This is a genomic window from Vibrio sp. 10N.286.48.F5 (assembly GCF_041469785.1).
Lineage (GTDB): Bacteria > Pseudomonadota > Gammaproteobacteria > Enterobacterales > Vibrionaceae > Vibrio > Vibrio crassostreae_C.
This window is the reverse complement of record NZ_JBFRLG010000036.1, coordinates 38198-58099: the sequence shown is the minus strand read 5'-3', so window position 1 is coordinate 58099 and position 19902 is coordinate 38198. Positions and strand designations below refer to the sequence as shown.

At 45.6% G+C, this 19902-nt stretch carries 15 protein-coding genes; 7 read left to right on the top strand and 8 right to left on the bottom strand.

What is annotated here, in order from left to right:
• Positions 1-3: 3 nt before the first annotated feature.
• Positions 4-1575 carry a maltose ABC transporter permease MalF gene (gene malF, locus AB4185_RS18820; RefSeq protein WP_017060049.1) on the bottom strand — a complete coding sequence of 524 codons (1572 nt, stop codon included), beginning with the start codon at positions 1573-1575 and terminating at the stop codon, positions 4-6.
• Between the two features lie 82 nt (positions 1576-1657).
• Positions 1658-2842: a maltose/maltodextrin ABC transporter substrate-binding protein MalE gene (gene malE, locus AB4185_RS18815; RefSeq protein ID WP_017060048.1), complete on the bottom strand. Its 1185-nt coding sequence runs from the start codon at positions 2840-2842 to the stop codon at positions 1658-1660.
• A 664-nt stretch (positions 2843-3506) separates the two neighbouring features.
• Between malE and malK the strand changes: the two genes are divergently transcribed.
• Positions 3507-4619, top strand: a complete 1113-nt coding sequence (gene malK, locus AB4185_RS18810) for a maltose/maltodextrin ABC transporter ATP-binding protein MalK (RefSeq protein ID WP_017060047.1) — start codon at positions 3507-3509, stop codon at positions 4617-4619.
• A gap of 258 nt (positions 4620-4877) precedes the next feature.
• On the opposite strand, the gene AB4185_RS18805 is transcribed toward malK, so the two are convergent.
• Complete coding sequence (locus tag AB4185_RS18805; RefSeq protein WP_372135754.1) at positions 4878-5078, bottom strand: restriction endonuclease subunit S; 201 nt, start codon at positions 5076-5078, stop codon at positions 4878-4880.
• A gap of 208 nt (positions 5079-5286) precedes the next feature.
• Positions 5287-7203: a methyl-accepting chemotaxis protein gene (locus tag AB4185_RS18800; protein ID WP_017067914.1), complete on the bottom strand. Its 1917-nt coding sequence runs from the start codon at positions 7201-7203 to the stop codon at positions 5287-5289.
• Between the two features lie 456 nt (positions 7204-7659).
• Here AB4185_RS18800 and AB4185_RS18795 point away from each other — a divergent pair, with 456 nt between their 5' ends.
• The 6 genes from AB4185_RS18795 to AB4185_RS18770 are packed head-to-tail and all read left to right on the top strand — an operon-like array spanning position 7660 to position 14602.
• A complete protein-coding gene (locus tag AB4185_RS18795; protein WP_017060045.1) occupies positions 7660-8616 on the top strand; it encodes a MoxR family ATPase in 957 nt (318 codons plus the stop codon).
• Positions 8617-8626: 10 nt separating this feature from the next.
• The gene (locus tag AB4185_RS18790) at positions 8627-9553 is read left to right on the top strand and encodes a DUF58 domain-containing protein (RefSeq protein ID WP_017065688.1); all 927 of its coding nucleotides are present in this window, start codon (positions 8627-8629) and stop codon (positions 9551-9553) included.
• Positions 9550-10035 (top strand): DUF4381 domain-containing protein, encoded by a 486-nt coding sequence (locus AB4185_RS18785; RefSeq protein WP_065583800.1) that lies wholly within the window; start codon positions 9550-9552, stop codon positions 10033-10035. Before AB4185_RS18790 ends, AB4185_RS18785 begins: the two co-directional genes overlap by 4 nt.
• Complete coding sequence (locus AB4185_RS18780) at positions 10028-11035, top strand: VWA domain-containing protein (RefSeq protein WP_017060042.1); 1008 nt, start codon at positions 10028-10030, stop codon at positions 11033-11035. Before AB4185_RS18785 ends, AB4185_RS18780 begins: the two co-directional genes overlap by 8 nt.
• Positions 11028-12920 (top strand): VWA domain-containing protein, encoded by a 1893-nt coding sequence (locus AB4185_RS18775; protein ID WP_372135753.1) that lies wholly within the window; start codon positions 11028-11030, stop codon positions 12918-12920. Before AB4185_RS18780 ends, AB4185_RS18775 begins: the two co-directional genes overlap by 8 nt.
• A 2-nt stretch (positions 12921-12922) precedes the next feature.
• Positions 12923-14602 (top strand): BatD family protein, encoded by a 1680-nt coding sequence (locus AB4185_RS18770; RefSeq protein WP_372135752.1) that lies wholly within the window; start codon positions 12923-12925, stop codon positions 14600-14602.
• Positions 14603-14671: 69 nt separating this feature from the next.
• On the opposite strand, the gene AB4185_RS18765 is transcribed toward AB4185_RS18770, so the two are convergent.
• The 4 genes from AB4185_RS18765 to pstC form a co-directional block, all read right to left on the bottom strand.
• Positions 14672-16816 (bottom strand): GGDEF domain-containing protein, encoded by a 2145-nt coding sequence (locus AB4185_RS18765; RefSeq protein ID WP_017064257.1) that lies wholly within the window; start codon positions 16814-16816, stop codon positions 14672-14674.
• Positions 16817-17152: 336 nt separating this feature from the next.
• Positions 17153-17902: a phosphate ABC transporter ATP-binding protein PstB gene (gene pstB, locus AB4185_RS18760; RefSeq protein ID WP_004737715.1), complete on the bottom strand. Its 750-nt coding sequence runs from the start codon at positions 17900-17902 to the stop codon at positions 17153-17155.
• A gap of 90 nt (positions 17903-17992) precedes the next feature.
• Positions 17993-18856, bottom strand: coding sequence for a phosphate ABC transporter permease PstA (gene pstA, locus AB4185_RS18755; RefSeq protein ID WP_017064256.1), 864 nt, complete (start codon positions 18854-18856; stop codon positions 17993-17995).
• 15 nt (positions 18857-18871) lie between these two features.
• Positions 18872-19801, bottom strand: coding sequence for a phosphate ABC transporter permease subunit PstC (gene pstC / locus AB4185_RS18750; RefSeq protein WP_017064255.1), 930 nt, complete (start codon positions 19799-19801; stop codon positions 18872-18874).
• Positions 19802-19902 lie beyond the last annotated feature (101 nt).

The following is a 19902-nucleotide window of genomic DNA, read 5'->3' as shown; positions in this document are numbered from 1 at the left end:
TCCTTAATCTTGAGACAGTTTAGTGAAACGAAGGTTTAGTAACGCTAGTGCACCAACCAATAGGAAGATAAGCGTTGCGATAGCACTTGCTAGACCGAAGTCTTGACCGCCGCCGCCTTCGAATGCAATTCGGTACGTGTAGCTTACAAGCAAGTCTGTGTAACCCGCTGGCTCAGAAGTACCAATCATGTTCGGGCCACCGTTCGTCAATAGTTGAATCATTACGAAGTTGTTGAAGTTAAAGGCAAACGCTGCAATCAATAGCGGTGTAAGCGGTTTAATCATCAATGGGAACGTAATGCGCTTGAAGTTATCAAGGAAGTTCGCACCATCGATTGCTGACGCTTCGTATAAATCATCAGGAATCGCTTTAAGCAGACCCATACATAGAATCATCATGTAAGGGAAACCTAGCCATGTGTTAACCATCAACACCATGGTTTTCGCTAAGATAGGGTCTGAGAACCAGTTCGGGCTTAAGCCGAAGATATTCTCGAGCACCATGTTGATCTCACCAAAGCTTTGGTTGAATAGACCCTTAAAGATAAGAATCGAGATAAACGCGGGTACGGCGTAAGGCAGAATCAGTAGAACACGATAAATAGAACGACCTTTCAACTCTTCCCATTGCACGATGTTAGCCAATACAAGGCCGATAACTAGCGTGAACGCTACGGTACATACCGAGAAGATAACCGTCCAAATAAAGATGCTGATAAACGGTTCTTTAATGCCGTCATCTTTCCATACACGCTCAAAGTTATGCGTACCAATGCTAACCACGAAACCTGGAGAGATGGTATTACCCGTAAACTCACCATTTGCATCAACAGGCTGGTAGAAACCCACATCCATATTTGGCTTGAGAACTTCACCCGTTTCATTGTTGATTAACGTTTCTTCATCGTCTTGTAGCGTGTAAAGCGGAGCAACAGAAGCAAACTTACGTAAGCCACTCATGCGGATGTCACCACCGTCAGGTAGATTGAAATCAACACCACTGATTGCTGCTCGGTTTTGAATGATCGCTTTGATCTTCTCTTTTTCACCTTGCGCAGACTCAATAACAGATAGGTCCATCTCTGTTTCTGTCATATTGTCTAGAGAAAATACGTCAGTCGCTAACAGTTGATCGCCATCTTTTACAACGATCTGGTGACCGTCATCTGTCTTGTACAAAGTAAATGGGTAGCTCTCACCGCTTTGGAAAGAACGGTCTAAAAGAACGGTTTGAGTACGCTCTAGAGAAAGTTGGTTTTTCGCGCTGTAGTTAGTAAACGCAAGCCCTACGGTGTATGCCAATGGGAAAAGAATGAACAAGATCATTCCGGCAATACCTGGGTAAATATAACGGTGGGCGTAAGTTTTTTTACTACCAAAAATGTAAAGTGCCAAAGCCGTTAAGATCACTGTAAGCAGCGCAAAAGCGAGCTCACCGCGAGAATACATTAGAATTGTAGCGTAGCCGTTTATTAAGCCAACGCTACCAAGCAACCCCCATTTAATGAAGACGCTTTTACTGCCTGGAAGGCTTGATGGTGCTGGGATAGCATCTGTACCTTGAACTGACTGCATAGAGGAACCTGCTAGCGATATAGATAAAAAAATAGAAAAGTAAGGAGAGGTTACCCTCTCCTTAAAAGGTAGTGCCTGGGTGTTACTTAACCATACGACCTTCAGCAGCTTTTAGTGCTTGGTCTACTGATTGACGGCCGTCAACTACGTTGCCGATCGCTTCTTCCATGCTGTACCAGAATGTTGTGAACTGAGGGATGTTAGGCATGATTTCACCGTTCATCGCGTTGTCCATTGTTGCTGCAATACGAGTATCGCTGTCTAGTTGACGTTGGAAAGAGTTAAGAGCAACAGCGCCTAGTGGCTTGTCGTCGTTCAGGCTCTTCATACCTTCATCTGTTAGTAGGTAGTTTTCCATGAACTCAACAGCTAGGTCGCGGTTTGGAGACGCAGTGCTGATACCACCTGCCCATACACCAACGAAAGGTTTAGACGCTTTACCGTTGAACTTAGGTAGTGTTGTTACGCCGTAATCTACGCCAGCTTTCTTGATATTTTCCCAACCCCAAGGGCCGTTGATTGTCATTGCAACGTTACCCGCAACAAATTCAGACTCAGCAACTGAGTAATCCATGTCTGCAGAGATAACCTTGTCTTGTACCATCTTCTCGATGAAACCTAGAGACTTCTGAACACCATCAGTCGCTACGCCCGCATCTTTAATGTCGTAACCTTCTGCAGTCTGTTTGAATGCGTAACCGCCGTCAGCTGCAAGTAGAGGCCATGTGAAGTAAGCGCCGCCACGTAAAGGCCACATGATCGCTTTCTTGCCGTCTTTTTTAAGTTCAGCATCAAGTGCTGGGATTTCTTCCCAAGACTTAGGTGGGTTAGGAACAAGCGCTTTGTTATAAATTAGCGAAACTGACTCAACAGCAACAGGGTATGCGATTGTTTTACCTTCGTATGAAACAGCGTCCCATGCGAAGTCTACGATACCTTCTTTAGTTTCTTTAGAAGGTTTGATATCAACAAGAAGTCCCGCTTCTGCATAGCCGCCAAAACGGTCATGTGCGTAGAAGATCATGTCTGGGCCATCGCCAGCTGCTGCTACTTGAGGGAATTTCTCTTCTAGCTTGTCAGGGAAAGCGACGGTTACTTTAACACCAGTATCTTCTTCGAAGCGTTTACCTACTTCAGCCATGCCTTCATAAGCTTTGTCACCACCTACCCAGATTGTTAGTTGTCCTTCTTCGATAGCAGCATTTGCACCAAAAGAACCCAGAGCAACTATTGTACCTAGAGCTACAGCGCTTAGAGCGTTTTTCATGTGAATATCCTTTTTATATTTATACGTAGGGCACATCTACCAAGACGAGCCAGTTTTCGGAGGTTATGATCTGAGAAAACAGACCCTAGCTCATCATCCTAGCCACTACGCCCTAGCTATTATGGCTTAAATTCGTGATCGCCATCCGGTCAGATTAGAGACTGCAATCACAAAACGTATACTCATCGTGATCAACATCACCGTTACGTGGTGGATTTATTTGAACTGGATCGCCAATTATTAATAACCCCATTTATCTACTCCTCCCCTCCTACTCCCCCTAGTTAATTTTCCATTAGGAGGATGTACCCTTACGCCAATTCACCGAAACTGCATTCATCCAAGAGTGGATAGTAAGAACCCTTTACCGGCAAGTGTTATGCGTTGACGCATTATTCATTTAGTTGGCTTCACTGCCCGCTGGTGTCTTATATTAGCATCGAGCTAAATCTGTGATTGAATCACGGGGGAGGTTTAGCTGGATGTGGGGGAAATGGGCATCAGTTTGGCTATGACGGGTGGGCTTGGTTAAAGAAGCCAAGTCTCACCCACTTTTTTCTTACTCACTCAATACTTACCAATTCCTACAGTTACTGCTGACCCAAAAATTTCTTATAATGATAAGCAGTAAAACTTAAAATTTGATCGATCGAGGACAAGCTAGATGGCGAGTGTCACGTTAAAAAACGTTTATAAATCATATGGTGATGTACAGATTTCTAAGGACGTAACCTTAGACATCAACGAAGGTGAATTCGTAGTATTCGTTGGACCATCAGGTTGTGGTAAATCGACGCTATTACGTTGTATCGCAGGTCTAGAAGACATTACGTCTGGTGATTTGTACATTGGCGACCAACGCATGAATGACGTTGAACCGTCAAAGCGTGGCGTAGGTATGGTATTCCAATCGTACGCGCTTTACCCTCACCTTAACCTATACGACAACATGTCTTTCGGTCTTAAGCTAGCAAACGCAAATAAAGCTGAGATCGACAAACGCGTTGAACATGCTGCAGAAATCCTTCAGCTTGGTCACCTTCTTGAGCGCCAACCTAAAGCGCTTTCTGGTGGTCAACGTCAACGTGTTGCGATTGGTCGTACTCTGGTTTCTCAACCAAACGTATTCCTACTTGATGAGCCTTTATCAAACCTAGATGCCGCGCTACGTGTTCAAATGCGTTCGCAAATCACCAAGCTACAGCGTCAACTGGGTTGTACCATGATCTACGTTACCCACGACCAAGTGGAAGCGATGACAATGGCGGATAAGATCGTTGTTCTGGATGGTGGTTATGTATCTCAAGTCGGTAAGCCGCTTGACCTTTACCACTACCCTCAAAACCGTTTCGTTGCTGGCTTTATTGGCTCACCGAAGATGAACTTCATGTCGGTACACATTGAACAAGCTGAAGCAGAACGCGTATTGGTACAACTTTCTAATGGCATGACTTTCTGGATCCCTGTTGATGGTACGACTGTCAATGCTGGCGATCGTATGTCTCTGGGTATTCGCCCTGAACACTTGATGTCTGCTGAATCAGGTGACGCGACGATTGAAGCTGACGTGATGATGGTAGAGAAACTAGGTAACGAAACTCAGGTTTACCTAAACCTTGAAAGTGCCGATGCTGATGTTATCTATCGCCAGCCAGACACGTTGAAAATCGAATCAGGTGACAAGTTGGCGATTGGTATTCCAGCGCACCGTTGTCACCTGTTCCACAGCGATGGCCGCGCATGTCGTCGTTTGTACAAAGAATACGGCACAGACTAATCGCTTAGCCTTTTAGGATATAACTTGCCCATATCGAATCCCTCTTACTCAGTAAGGGGGATTTTTTTATGTGCTGGATATTTTTATGTGTTGGATACGAGTTTCACTTACATTGAATAGTTCATGAGTCAGCCACTCGGTCTTTCGCTAGCGGCAATAAAAAAGGTCTAGCAAGCGCTAGACCTTTATCTGTTAGTTAGGCTATGAACCCAACCGCTAATATCACTTCTTTCAGACATGAAACCTGTCTAAATCAACTTAGTGAATTGGCGTATCATTCTGTTTGTTGAACTGGCCAAAATGCTTCTCTAACACTTCAGGAGTCAGTTTGCCTTCCGCCTCTAGTCGCTTGAACTCAGCAACAATTGCTTTTTGCTCTTCAAGTGATGGCAGTTTCACCTCAGGCTCATCGCCCATCTCTTGAGTCATCTGCTCTAGTTCTTTTTCAAATTCGCTCATGATACTTACCTAAATATTAAACCTAACGAGATTTTACTCATTTACGCCCTATGATGCTAGGGTGATTAAAAGCAAAGCCCGAAACCAGATCAAGCTAAAGGCAGTTAGAGGCAAATTAGCGCACTAATAAAAAGAGCCGGATTCACGATGAAATGACCCCAGCTCTTCGTCTATATCCCTTTCTAAGTCATGTTACAGCTTGAAAGAATTAAAGCTTAAATGAACCAACCATCTTATCTAGACGAGACGATAGATCACGAAGCTCTTGGCTCGCTTCAGCAAGTTGCTCAGCCGTGCCCGTTGTCACTTCGTTGATTGCGTTAATCTCTTCAATGTTCTGGTTGATGGTGTGAACTACGGTTGATTGCTCTTCCGTTGCCGTTGCCACTTGAGTGTTACGGTCTGTGATATCAACGATACGGTCTGAAATGCCACTCAGCACGTCTACCGCTTCATCCGAAGCCGATACACCTTCAAGGGTAATCACCTTACCCGCACTCATTGCCGTTACCGCATCTTTAGCATCGCTTTGCAGTTGGTTGATCATCTTTTGAATCTCTTCCGTTGAATCTGCGGTACGGCTTGCTAGGTTACGTACTTCATCCGCTACAACCGCAAAACCACGACCTTGCTCACCAGCACGGGCGGCTTCAATTGCAGCGTTCAATGCGAGTAAGTTAGTTTGCTCTGAAATATCACGAATAACACCCAGAATAGAACCGATGTCTTGAGTTGTAGAAGCCAGTTGCTCTACTACCTGACCTGTGCTTTCAATATCTTGCGCCAAACGGCTGATCGCGTCTTTTGCTTTGTTCACCACAGAGCGACCTACTTCCGTATTGCCTGAAGCTTGAGTTGCCGTTTCTGCTGCGGTTGCCGCGTTCGATGCAATCTCACTGATGGTCATACCCATTTGGTTAATGGCAGCTACGACTTGAAGGGTTTGGTCGCGCTGTTCTTGGCTGTTGTCGTGGGTGATGTGAGCTTTATTCGAAACACTCTCTGCAGCCACTTGAAGCGCTTGGCTTGTCGAACACACCTCTTTCATCGACTCGTGAATCTTTTCAATGAATCCGTTGAAGCCTTTTGAAAGCTGTGCAATTTCATCGTTGCCTTTCACTTCGATACGCTGTGCAAGGTCACCGTCGCCTTCACCTAAGTCGCCGAAACGCTTAGCCAAAAGCTTGATCGGTTGAGTAATGCTGTTCGCCAGAACTACGCCCATTAGGATAAACACTAATGCCACAACCGCAGTCATGATCAGCATCTTCTGCGCTGTCGCATCTAACTCTGCAAACACTTCACCAGTCGGAACGACACCAATAACAAACCAGTCCATTGAAGACACATACAAGCTCGCCACGAACAGCTCTTGGCCTTGGCTTTCAGTGGTAATCAGGTTAAAACCCGACTTGTTCAGTAGTTGGCTTGCTTGAGGACCGTAAAGTTGTTGAAGTGAAGAGTCACTGCGAGAACGCTCACGGTGAATTTGAACATCACCTTGGCTATCGGTTAAGAATACGAAGCCGGTATTTTCAATCTTAAAGCCGTTCAGCAGGTTAACCATGTCATCCATCGACTTTGATAGACCAGACATCGCCAAACCAGAAGGTTGTTGATAGTTAGCAAACATCTTCACTTCGCCATTGGCTTCTTGGAACATGCTCACCATGGTCGGCTGTCCAGATTGCGTAAAGCCAAAGAACCAACCATCTTGCTGTTGGTTTAACTGACGTAGGAAGCCATTTTGGTTCCAGTAGTAAGCAGTTTGACGGTTCGCCACTGAGGCATCGTTCAACTGATACTGGTTACGAACATTGTTCAGCTGTTTCACCAGTTTATTTTCTAGTGCGGGATCGCGATCGGTCGATTCGATAGCATCAGAAATAAATTCATTTGAAGCAATTTGCTCCGCCGCTAGTAATAGCTGAGAGACTTCTCGGTCAATTTCACCATTGATTCGCTCTAGCATTCCTGGAAGTTCAATATCGATCAATCGATGACTTAATACATCTCTTGCTTGTTGTTGTGCCATTGCGCCGACAATCACTGTCGATGCAAGAACCGCAAAGGTAATTCCAAGTACAACTTTTTGCTTGATACTCAGAGAGTTAGTTTTAAACATATTTGGACCTTTAAAAAGAATCGCTCGTTATTGGTATACCCTGAACAGGACTTTTTTAGTGCACTCCAACAAGCAATGCACAATCTGAGTGATGTATCGGCCACAACCAATAAAACTAGAGACTTTCTTCTCAAAAAACTGCAAATATGATGTAACAATTAGAAATATTCACCTTGAGCATGAATTAACTAAGCAAATACCGCATTGTCGAGAGTCAATTTTAGTTCTCACCCCCTGAGACCCAACCGAACTCAAACCACTCCCCACCGCCGAGCTTTTGTATATAAAAACCAATTGATATAGTAATAATCACAACCTAACGATTTTTTTAGCTAACCACTTGTAAATATTTCCAATTTTGAAAAAATAAATTACGCAAATGTACTGGAACTTTTTCCTCGAAATCAGTGACCAATACTCAAAATAAAAATCAAATGGATACCCAGAGAGTCCAAAATGCACAAAACAAATTTCGAAGTCCTTCAAAACTATCTAGAGTCTCAAATCATTGGTCAAAAAGAGCTCGTTAAGCAACTGATGATCGCCCTTTTAGCAGATGGTCATATCCTCGTTGAAGGACCTCCCGGCTTAGCAAAAACTCGCGCAGTAAAATCATTGGCTGACTGTGTTGAGGGTGACTTCCACCGTATTCAATTCACTCCCGATCTGTTGCCAGCTGATTTGACGGGTACCGACATTTTTCGCCCTGAGACTGGGGAGTTCACTTTCCAATCAGGCCCGATTTTCAACTCATTGATTCTAGCGGATGAGATCAACCGTGCTCCGGCGAAAGTTCAAGCGGCAATGCTGGAAGCGATGGCAGAAAAACAAGTAACTGCCGGTCGAAAAACCTATGCGCTGCCTGAGCTATTTTTGGTAATGGCAACACAGAACCCAATTGAACAAGAAGGGACTTACCCGCTACCGGAAGCTCAGTTAGACCGATTCTTGCTTCACCTAGAGGTTGAATACCCAGATATGGAAAGCGAGCTTGAGATCTTACGACTCAACCGTGGTGAGGCTCAAGGTAACGAATCAGCTCAGCCACAACAGATATCTCAGCAAACGATCTTTGAAGCGCGCCAAGAAGTGCTCAACACTCACATGGCAGACACCATTGAGCAGTACATCATCAGACTGGTTATGGCGACTCGCCAACCTAAGCAATACAGTGACCAACTTGATCAATGGTTAGACATGGGTGTCAGCCCGCGTGCAACCATTGCGTTAGACCGTTGTGCCCGCGCTCACGCTTGGCTTGCAGGACGAGATTACGTCACTCCACAAGACGTTCAAGCGATGGCATTCCCTGTGTTACGCCACCGTCTACTGCGCAGCTACCACGCACAAGCTGAAGGTGTCACCGCAAACCAAGTGATCGCACACCTTATTTCATTGGTTGGCAGCGCATAGGGATACGCGCATGAATAATCAACTACCCAACCATAGTGACGGTGTCACGTTAAACCTGGACGAACTTCTGCAATACAAAGCGCAGTCTGTTCGCTGGTTGCCTCCCGCCAAGAGCCTTTGGTCACAGCTTAACGGCCAACACGAGAGCAACCGTAAAGGTCGCGGGATGAATTTCTCTGAAGTTCGTCAATATCAAGCGGGAGATGACATTCGCAGCATTGATTGGCGTGTAACAGCCAGAACGGGCAAAGCGCATACCAAACTTTTCTCTGAAGAACGAGAACAGCCTGTCATTTTATTCTTGGATCTATCAAGCAGTATGATTTTCGGCTCAACCTTGTTGCTGAAATCGGTTCAACTTGCACACTTTGCTAGCCAACTGTGCTGGCTTACTGTGGCTCAAAAAGATCGAATTGGCGCGGTGATCGATACTGGCAAAGAGGTCATTGAGATTAAGCCAAGTGCAAGCAACCATGCTCCACTGCGTATTTTGCAAAAAGTCATAGAAATCAATAATGCAGCGCTGACTCATCACGACAATCATAATGACACAACCTTAGAGCATGGGCTGAAATCTCTGCACCAGCTTTGCCCTAAAGGAAGCGATATTATTATGCTCAGTGACTTTGTGCGTTACCAAGAAAGTGACTACTCACTTATCAGTCAAATTCGCCGACACAACAGAGTACGTCTGGTGCATTTCTACGACCCACTAGAGCAAGGTGAAACCACCTATAAAGGCTCTAAACAGGTCACCGATGGCAGCAAAACTCAATGGTTTAATTTCTCTTCTAATAAAGAAAAGCAAAAGCTTAACCATGCTTTTTCGCTTAAGAAACAGCAGCTGCAACAGATGGGGTTATCTCTCGCGATACCTTATAGCTCGCTGTCGAGTGCGCAGTCACTCATGAGCCAGATATCAGGAGCTCAGTCATGAAACAGCCCTTAGATTTAAGTCCGGTGATTGCGCCAGACGCCCCGACTTGGTGGCCTTTGGCGTGGGGTTGGTGGGCAGTCATTATCACAGCCATTTTCCTGATTGCCTTGGTGTTTTTCATTCTAAAACGTAGAAAAAACAATCAACAGGCGAAACAAGAAGCGCTGTCTTACTTTAGTAATAGTCAGTCCCAAGATGGCTTGTCTCCGAGCAAAGCTCAAGACATCGTTCGTCAAGCAGCACTGAGCTATTTCCCTCGTGAAAAAATTGCAGGTTTGTCTGGTGATGATTGGTTGAAGTTCTTAGATGCGCAATTGGCGAAGCCGTTATTTGTAGCAAAACAATCCCAGTGGCAACAAGCGCTCTATCAAGATGTAGCCCTTATGAACGACGAACAGAAAAAGGCTCAACAACAATTAGTTAATGATTGCGAAACTTGGCTTCGTAAAGCCCTTCCTCCTAAGCGAGGTCTTTATGAGTGATTTTCTAAGCCCTATGTTTCTAAGCGGGGACTTGCTAAACATCGAGTTCGTTTGGTGGTGGATGTTCTTCATCGCGCCACTGCCGTTGCTCGTTTACTTGTTCTCACCAAAGTCAGAATCAAGCCATGTCCTAAGACTTCCATTTCTGCCAGAAGACAGTAATACCAAAACACCGAGCAGTCGCTTACCAAAGGCGTTGTCCGTGATTATCTGGCTTCTGCTGGTTACGGCGAGCGCGCGCCCTGTATGGTATGGCGAACCGGTAGAGTTTCAACCGAAACATCGTGATTTGATGTTGGTTGTCGACCTCTCCTACTCGATGAGCCAAGAAGACATGCAGTTCAATGGCGAATACATCGACCGCTTGTCGGCGGTGAAACGCGTATTGAGTGACTTTATTGAGCGTCGTAAAGGTGACCGAGTTGGACTGGTGTTATTTGCTGATCACGCCTACTTGCAGACCCCGCTTACGCTAGATAGAGATACGCTTTCACAACAGCTCAATCAAGCGGTGTTAAAGCTGATTGGTACTCAAACAGCGATTGGTGATGGTATTGGTCTTGCCACCAAAACCTTTGTCGATAGCGATGCGCCCCAACGTGTAATGATTCTACTCAGCGACGGCAGTAATACCGCCGGGGTATTAGACCCATTAGAAGCGGCGGATATTGCAAAGAAATACGACGCAACGATTTACACCGTGGGCGTCGGTGCAGGCGAGATGATGGTCAAAGAGTTCTTCATGACGCGCAAAGTCAATACTGCTCAAGACTTGGATGAACGTACACTAATAGAAATTGCCAAACGCACCGGCGGTCAGTACTTCCGAGCGCGTGACAGCAAAGAGTTAGCGACGATTTACGACACCATTAACCAGTTAGAGCCCGTGACGAACGCCACTAAGATCTGGCGACCGCAACAAGAGTGGTTTGTATGGCCACTGTCGGCGGCAATGTTCTTCGCATTTATGCTGTTAGCCATTAGGAGAAACAATGTCTAACTTTACTTTTATCTACCCATATTGGTTCTTGGCGCTTGCCGTGCTGCCCGCTATTTGGTGGCTGAGCAAGACACAGTCCAAACAAGGATTACTCGCGTCACACATCGCCCGTTACTTGGCGCCAGAATCAAGCAAGCCATCGAAAAATCGCAGTACTTACTTCGGTATTTGGTGGCTGGTCGGCGTTATTGCGTTAGCTGGGCCAAGCTTCGAGAAAAACGAACAACCAAGCTTTGAAAAAACGCAGGCACGAGTTGTGATCATGGACATGTCGATGTCAATGTATGCCACCGACATTAAGCCGAATCGCTTAACTCAAGCGCGATACAAGGCTCTTGATCTGCTTTCATTATGGAAGGAAGGGCTAACAGGCATGGTGGCGTATGCTGGGGATGCTTACACCATTAGCCCGCTAACGTCAGACATCAACACCATCAAAAACCTAGTGCCTAACCTATCGCCAGATATCATGCCTTATCAAGGTGGTGATGCCGCATCAGCCGTTAAGCTTGCGATTGATATGATGACTCGCGCGAAGATCTACCAAGGTGATTTGGTATTGATTGCTGATGACATCGATGACCAAGAGAAGAAGCAGATCGACTCCCTACTCTCTGGCAACGATTGGACATTGTCGATTCTAGCTGTAGGGAGTGAAAACGGTGCGCCAATCTCGTTACCTACGGGGTCGATGCTGCAAAGCGACTCAGGACAAACCGTGGTGGCAAGAACCAACTTGAAGAACATGCGCGAGCTTACACGCAGCTATGGTGGCACGTTCACTGAAGTTCAATTTGATAACTCAGATGTTGAACACATCGCGAGCTACCTCGACCGCGTTGCAACAACATCGGAAGTAACCAAGACCAAGAACTCACTCAACACCAGAGTGAACAACGGTTTCTGGTTACTGCCTTTGCTATTACTTCCGGCACTTGGATTATTCAGGAAAGGGGTTATTTGGTGTGCCTTAGCTGGAGTTATCTCTTTTAGCCAACCAAATACTGCGTTTGCGAACCCGTGGAAAACCAATGATCAAGTAGGCTATCAGCTGTATCAGGACGAGGACTTCCAACAAGCTGCTGAACAGTTCACCCAACAAGAGTGGAAAGGCATTGCTCAATACAAAGCCGGTGATTTCGAAGCCGCAGAGCAGACGCTGCAAGAGCTTTCTAGTGAAGATGCTCGCTACAACCTTGCTAACGCTCAAGCCCAACAAGGTAAGTACGACCAAGCGATCCAAGAGTATCAACGTATTCTTGAAAGCAACCCTGAACATGCTTATGCGAAGAAGAACCTAGAGATTGTCGAACAGGCTCAGAAGCAACAGCAACAGCAACAGCAAGGCGATTCTGACTCCAAAGACCAGAATGACCAAAATCAGCAAGGTCAGCAAGGTCAGCAAGGTCAGCAAGGTCAGCAAGGTCAGCAAGGTCAGCAAAATGATTCTTCGCAAAGCTCTCAGGATCAACAACAAAGCTCCAGTGGCAAGTCGCAAGATCAAAGCAGTAACCAAGATCAACGCGGTAGCCAAGACCAAAACTCATCTCAAGGCCAACCTGAAAATCACTCTGACTCTGAAAAGTCTAAACAAGACGACAAGCAAGCCACGCAACAAAGTAACAGTGATCAGCCGAAACAGAGTGACCAAGAAGGCGCTACACCTCAAAGTGCTAGCGCACAACAAGCTTCAAAAGAAGATGGTGAGCAAAGTAGTCAGCAAGCTGTAGCACAAACCTCAGATCAACCTCTGTCGAGCGACCCTGACATGCGAAAACTTGAGCAAGTAGAAAGCGCCCGTGACCCGAGCCAACTGCTTAAAGCGCAAATGATTTTACAAGCACGACAAAAAAGTGCTCCTAACAACCAGAACAAAAAGTGGTAACCATGCGATTTTTAAACAAGCCATTTTTATCCGTACTCCTAACATTGTTGTTGGGAGCTTTCTCGTCCTTCTCAGTATTGGCTGCAAACGCCGTGGCGAGCGTTTCACATAACAGTGTCACCAAAGATGAAGTGTTCCTTCTTAGAGTTGCAACCGATGAAAAGGTCTCCTCTGATGCTCTAGATCTAACAGCGCTCCAGCAGGACTTCTATGTCGGTACACCAAGCTTTGGCTCGTCGATGCGAATCGTCAATGGCAGCCGTTCGGTGTCAAGCGAGTGGAACATCACCCTTGCTCCACTGCGCTTAGGCCGGATACAGATCCCTAGCTTTGACATTGAAGGGGCTAAAACCAAGCCTATCACCATCAATGTCGCCGTTAATAAAGCGGCGCCAACTCAACATGACATGGCTGAGTTTCAACTTAATCTCAGCAAGAACTCACTATACCCACAAGAGACCGCAGAGCTTGATGTAAAGCTGATCATTAAAGCGGATCCAAGAAGGCTTCAAGATCCGAAAATCGCGCCACCGAGCTCTTCAGGCTTAGATGTGGAACCTATTGGGGAATCGAAGCAATTTCAAGACGTTCTCAATGGAAAGGAGGTGACGGTAGTTCAACAGTCATTCCGTATCTCGTCACAAAAAGCAGGTCAATTTAAGCTGAACGGGCCGAAGCTAACAGGAGCTGTTGTTTACTCAACCAACAACTCCAGTACAACGCGTCTGTTCCAGCTCGACACGCCCGTTGAAATCTTAGATGTAACTGTGAAGGACGTACCAAAAGGCTACCAAGGTGAGTGGTTACCAACATCAAACTTCAAACTGATTCAACAATGGTCAGATAGCCAAGGCAATCAACTGGGAAATAGTAATGGTTTAGAAGGCGACAACCAAACCATTGAAATGGAAGCGGGTGATTCGTTAACTCGTACCATCACGATGACGGCTAGCAACTTAACGCAACACCAGCTGCCAAAACTGAATATCACCTACCCTAATTCGGTACGTGTTTATGAAGAGAAGCCGCAATTTGGCACAACTCAGTCAGGTGATTCTGTCGTTGTTTACAAGCAAGTCTTGATTCCGAAAGAGGCAGGAAACATCTCGCTTCCTGATGTGTCTCAAGCTTGGTTTAACACCGATTTGCAATCAGAACAAACAAGCAAAGCGCAGGGGCTAGAGTTAGCGGTAAAAGCAAGTGATCGCGCAACGTCAAGCACTCCACCAGTAACTGCTACGCCCGCCCAACAAGTAAGCCCGACGGTTGTTACTGTGGATAGCCCTGGGATCTGGCCTTATCTCACCGCCCTATTTGCAGCTTTGTGGCTAATCAGCTCAGCATTGGCATTCTACTTCTGGTCACGCCGCGGTGTAACGACAAAACCAACACACACGGTTGAACGTCAATCAGATACCGCAGAAGCGCTTATTGAAGCTCTAAGAACGAAAGATGGCGTGATGACCAGAACCTTATTTGAGCAATGGAAATATGAAAATACAGATCTAAGTGATGAGACGTTACAAACCGTTGAAGCCGAACTCACCAAGCTAAACCAAAGCCTTTATGGTGAAGCCGGTTCACCAGCCCAAACATGGAGCCCTGAGCTGGCAATCAAAACGGTGAAGAAGCCCAAGAGAGTTGCGAGTAAAAAGCATAATAGTTCGCTAGAAAATCTTTAGTCGACGCTGTTCATCAAGAACAGTAAAACACAAAGGCCGTTGATCATCTTGAGATCAACGGCCTTTATTTTAAGAAAGAGAGGCTGTGACTTTTTTACGTTTTAAGGCAGAAACAATTCGATTTCGCCCCGAGTCTTTGGCTTGATACAAGGCTTTATCTGCCTTGCCATACAACAAATCAAAATCGAACTGATGCTGGTCAGACGTTATCGAGGCATAGCCAACGGATGCCGTTAAATATGGGCTGGTACTACTTTCACAATGCAGGATTTTTGCCTCTTCAATGCATTTTCTAATCGACTCTGCACGTTGCTTTGTCTCTGAGTGATTCGTGCCAATCATCAACAACATAAACTCCTCTCCGCCAATCCGGCAGAAGGTTTCTTTATCATTGTGAACATGGGCATTCAGTATCTCACCTACCGTCCTCAGAGCCGCATCCCCTTCAGTATGACCATAGACACTGTTGTACAAACCAAAGTGGTCGAGGTCGACAAGAATCAAGCCAAATGTAATTTCATTCTGTAAGGCAAAGGCACCTTGATCGTCACCGTTCAAGTCTTCTAGAACCTGCGACAACATACGGCGGTTTCCAAGGCGCGTAAGAGGATCTAGCTTAGAAATGATATCCAATTGCTCATTCGCCAACTCTAGCTCTTGGGTACGCTTACTGACTTCTTGCTCCAATGTTTCATTGAGCTTTTTCAGTTCTTCTTGAGCCATGGTTCTTTGCAGCACCTCAGCAAGGCTCGAAGCAAAGATACGTATTACCTCACGAAGCTGTGAGGTTAAAGGACTGCGAGTTAATAGGTTATCAGCAGCGATAAACGCAATCGGCTCACCCGTATTGGTGGTGAGCATGGTCATTGCCGTCCAACCGACTCCCACAATATTGAAATCGTGATAGATAGGAACTGATTCTTCAAAGGCAACTTGATTAGGGCAAGCACGAGCTGCGGCTACAATGTCACGTTCCACCAGCTCAGAGCGATAATAGGACTCATCGACAATATCGCCTTTGATGTCAGTGCCCCAAGTACCTTGCATGTAACTGCACTTTTTGTCTGTTAGGAAAACAGCCAGTCGATCGATACCTAGATGTTGAATCGCAAAACTAACCGCAGACTTACAGACTTCACTGACGCTATCGCATCGAGACAGCTCAACCATACTTGAGTGCAACATACGTATGTTCTGCTCTTGGCGCTTGCGAATATAGATTTGAGAAAGCAAAGAGCCAAAAGACTCAAGCATCTGCTTTTGATAGTTAGTAATCGGTGAGCGATGAATGTAGTTATCCATGGCGATCCAGCCAACAGGTTTGTCGCCTTCACGCAAGATAAGCATGCCATTCCACCCCTGCCCGACCACCTTACCTTCTGTATACAGGGGCGCATTATCGATGATGACTAGATTAGTATGGTTATCAGACAGCGCTTCAATGTATTCCGCTTCAAGTTGGTGCAAATCGTATTGAGTGTGGTGTTCACTGTTGGTTTTACCCGCTTCGTCAGTGCCATAAGTGCCGCTGAAACAACGCTTTTTCATATCAAGCAACATGAAGATCGCACGATCAAACCCTAACCTGTCTCGCACAGCCTCAACCGATGCTTTATACAAAGCATCGAGTGACTCAGGGTTAGAAAGCTCAAGCGCGACCTGATGAACCAGCTTCATGTTCTCTACAAACAGCTCACGTAACTTTATCTCATCTAAGTATTGAGCTTCACGTGTGTCTCTGTGTTTGATTTCTAGCGCCGCGTTCTTTTCGGCACGAATACATTGCCAACGGGCAGCCGCGAGCTGTAACACATCAAGATCTTGGTCAAAGGTTTGATTAACCTTCTCAGCATTGCAATTTTGAACAATTAAATAAGTTCTGGAGGCAGGTGCGTTGTCGAGCATCATGATAAACGACTCCCCACCAAGCACTTTCATGTGTTCCCACTTGCAGGTGTTGATAGCCATTGGCAAAACCCCGTCTGCGGTATCAAACTGTGAGACCCACGGCCAAAATGTAGAGGGGTAGCTCGCCAATGAGGTTAGGTCGCCATAAGAAAAAAGCGGTAATGCGTCGCTCTCCGGCGTCGGTTCAGCAAATATTCCTATCCCTTTTGGAGTAAGTACCTTAACCAGATAGTCAAAAAGAGACTCAGCCAACAGACGATGGTCGCGTGTCGCAGATATTTGTTTTGCAAAGGCTTTAACAGGCACAGCTTCCTTCCATTGGCGATTAAGAATAAAGCAAAAATACAGAAGGCTTGATATGCAATCAATGTAAGTAAAAATGAGATGTTAAGCGGGTCGCAGTTTCACCTTTAACATTATCACAAGCATGAGAAGGACGACAAAAATGGGATTCTCTGCCCAAAATCACATCGACATTGGGGATTTTTTAGACACATAAAAAAGCCCCACCTATAGTGGGGCAAAACTTCCATCGCTTATAGTTATAGTGATAATTCTGTTGTTCTATTCGATTATCTAACCTGCGTTTCAGTTAGTGTGTAAAGGTATCTAATCGCTTAAATACCACACGTAAATCGTCGATTAACCGAAGTCACCGTTTACGTAACCTTTAGTACGATCATCTTTTGGTTCACTGAAGATAACGCTGGTTTCGTTATGCTCTACAAGCTCTCCCATTAGGAAGAAAGCCGTGCGGTCTGAGATACGACGCGCTTGCTGCATTGAGTGCGTTACGATAACGATAGTGAAGTCTTTCTTCAGATCTTCCATCAATTCTTCAATCTTGTGTGTCGCGATTGGGTCTAGAGCCGATGTTGGTTCATCCATCAGGATTACATCTGGTTCCATTGCAATGGTACGTGCGATACATAGACGCTGTTGTTGACCACCAGACAGACCAAATGCATGCGCTTTAAGACGGTCTTTTACTTCATCCCACAGTGCAGCACTGCGTAGCGAGCGCTCAACCACTTCATCGATGTGTTTTTTGTCTTTGATACCTTGAGCACGTAGGCCGTATGCCACGTTCTCGTAGATGCTCATTGGGAACGGGTTTGGCTTTTGGAATACCATGCCTACGCGGATACGTAGGTCAGCGACATCGATATTACCGTAGATGTCAGTGCCATCCATATCCAGCTTACCCTTAATCGTAACGCCTTCAATTAGGTCATTCATGCGGTTCAAACAACGCAATAGTGTTGATTTACCACAGCCAGACGGGCCAATCAGAGCAGTAACCTGGCGAGTTGGAATTGGCAGGTTGATAGATTTAAGCGCTTGGTTGTCGCCGTAAAACAGATCTAGGTTCTCAATATCAAATTTATTCATGTTCGTAATCTCTAAATTCTTAAATTCGTGTCTAACTTGATGCTTTCTTTATCACGGGGGCTCGCTTTATTTATGAGCCAGCTAATGAGCTTAGTAAGTTGCCGTGTTGAAGCGTCTCGCAATCAGTTTTGTAACCATGTTGATCAAGAGAACCAGTACGATTAGGACTGTCGCCGTGCCGTAGGCTTGGTTCCACTCATCGATAGTAAATAGCTCTGTTGTCAGCTTATATAGGTGAACCGTTAGTGTACGGCCAGAATCGAATACCGACTCAGGAACACGTGCCACCATACCTGCTGTTAAAAATACAGGTGCTGATTCGCCAATTACACGACCAATACTAAGAATGACCGAAGTTAAGATACCTGGCATTGCGCTTGGTAAGATCAAACGCCAGATAGTGTAGATTTTTGAAGCGCCAAGGCCGTATGAGCCTTCGCGGTAAGTTTGTGGCACTGCCATCAATGCTTCTTCTGTAGTACGAATGATTACAGGAAGAATCAGGATACTTAGCGTTAGTGCACCCGACAGAATCGAGAAGCCAAGACCAAGAATCGAAACAAAGAAGGTCATACCGAACAGACCAAAGATGATCGATGGGATACCAGCTAACGACTCAGTACAGAATCGAATCACTTTCACCAATCGGCTACCTACTTTCGCATATTCAGTTAAGTATATCGCCGTCATGATGCCCAGTGGCGCGGCTACCGCAATCGATGCGATTACCATGTAGATCGTGGCAATGATCATTGGGAAAATACCACGTTCTTCACCAGTACGAGTGTAATCGTCAGTGATGAAGTTCCAATCTACGTATTGCAGACCGTTCGATAGGATGTACCAAATAATCCAGAATAAGAAACCAACGGTTACAGCTGCAGCTGCCCAGATAAAACCTTTTAGGATGTTATCTTTGGTTTGACGTGCTTGTTTTAGTTTTACGCGATCCATATTACTTATCCTCGCCTACTTCGCTTTTTCACGGTTAAGATAAAGTAGAGCACCATTTAACATCATGATGAACACTAGAAGTACAACACCTGTTGCGTACAGTGCGTTAGCGTGAACGCCACTTGCGTAAGACATTTCAATTGCAATGTTTGCTGTTAGCGTACGAGCAGAGTCCAAAATGCCTTCTGGCATTGCTGGCGCGTTACCCATAACCATGATGATTGCCATCGTTTCGCCAAGTGCGCGGCCGATACCCAAAATCACACCAGTCATAATGCCTGAACGTGCAGCAGGAACGAGTAGCTTAAAAATCGTGTAGATTTTCGAAGCACCCAGTGCAAGTGAACCTTCTTTGTATGTACGAGGTACCGCACGAATCGAAGTTTCAGAAACCGTGATAACGGTAGGAAGAATCATGATACCCAGAACAATGATACCCGCCAGGATAGTGTTACCCGCTGGTACTTGGAAAACGTTTTGAATCATTGGAACGATAATTACTAGACCGAAGAAGCCGTAAACTACCGACGGGATACCCGCTAGAAGCTCAACTGCTGGTCGAATAATATCTGCAAGACGCTTTGGAGCAATCTCAGCAATAAAAATAGCGGTTAATACACCAACTGGCACACCAACAACTACAGCTCCAAGTGTCGAAACAATCGATGCAACAATCATGGTTGCAACACCGAATAGAGCTGGAGGTAACCAGTCAACACCCAGAACGATGCCAGAAACACCGGCCTCTTGGAATGCAGGGATACTCTCTGCAACGATAAAGTAAGCGATAACGGCTAGTGATACGATGCCGATTACAGCACTCGATAAGAACAAGCCGTGGAAGATTCTTTCTCTCCAGTCGATGCGCTTCTTAGCACGTAGACTTGGCTTGTTGATTTGAGTCGCTTCAGTATTCATAAGCTTTTCACTATTTGCGATGGTCATATATAAAATCTCAAACTTTGTGGCTCAATAAGAGCTCGAAATAAACAAAGTTGAAAGAAAAGGCTCAGCCTAAAGCAGGCTGAGCAATAATTAAGATTGAG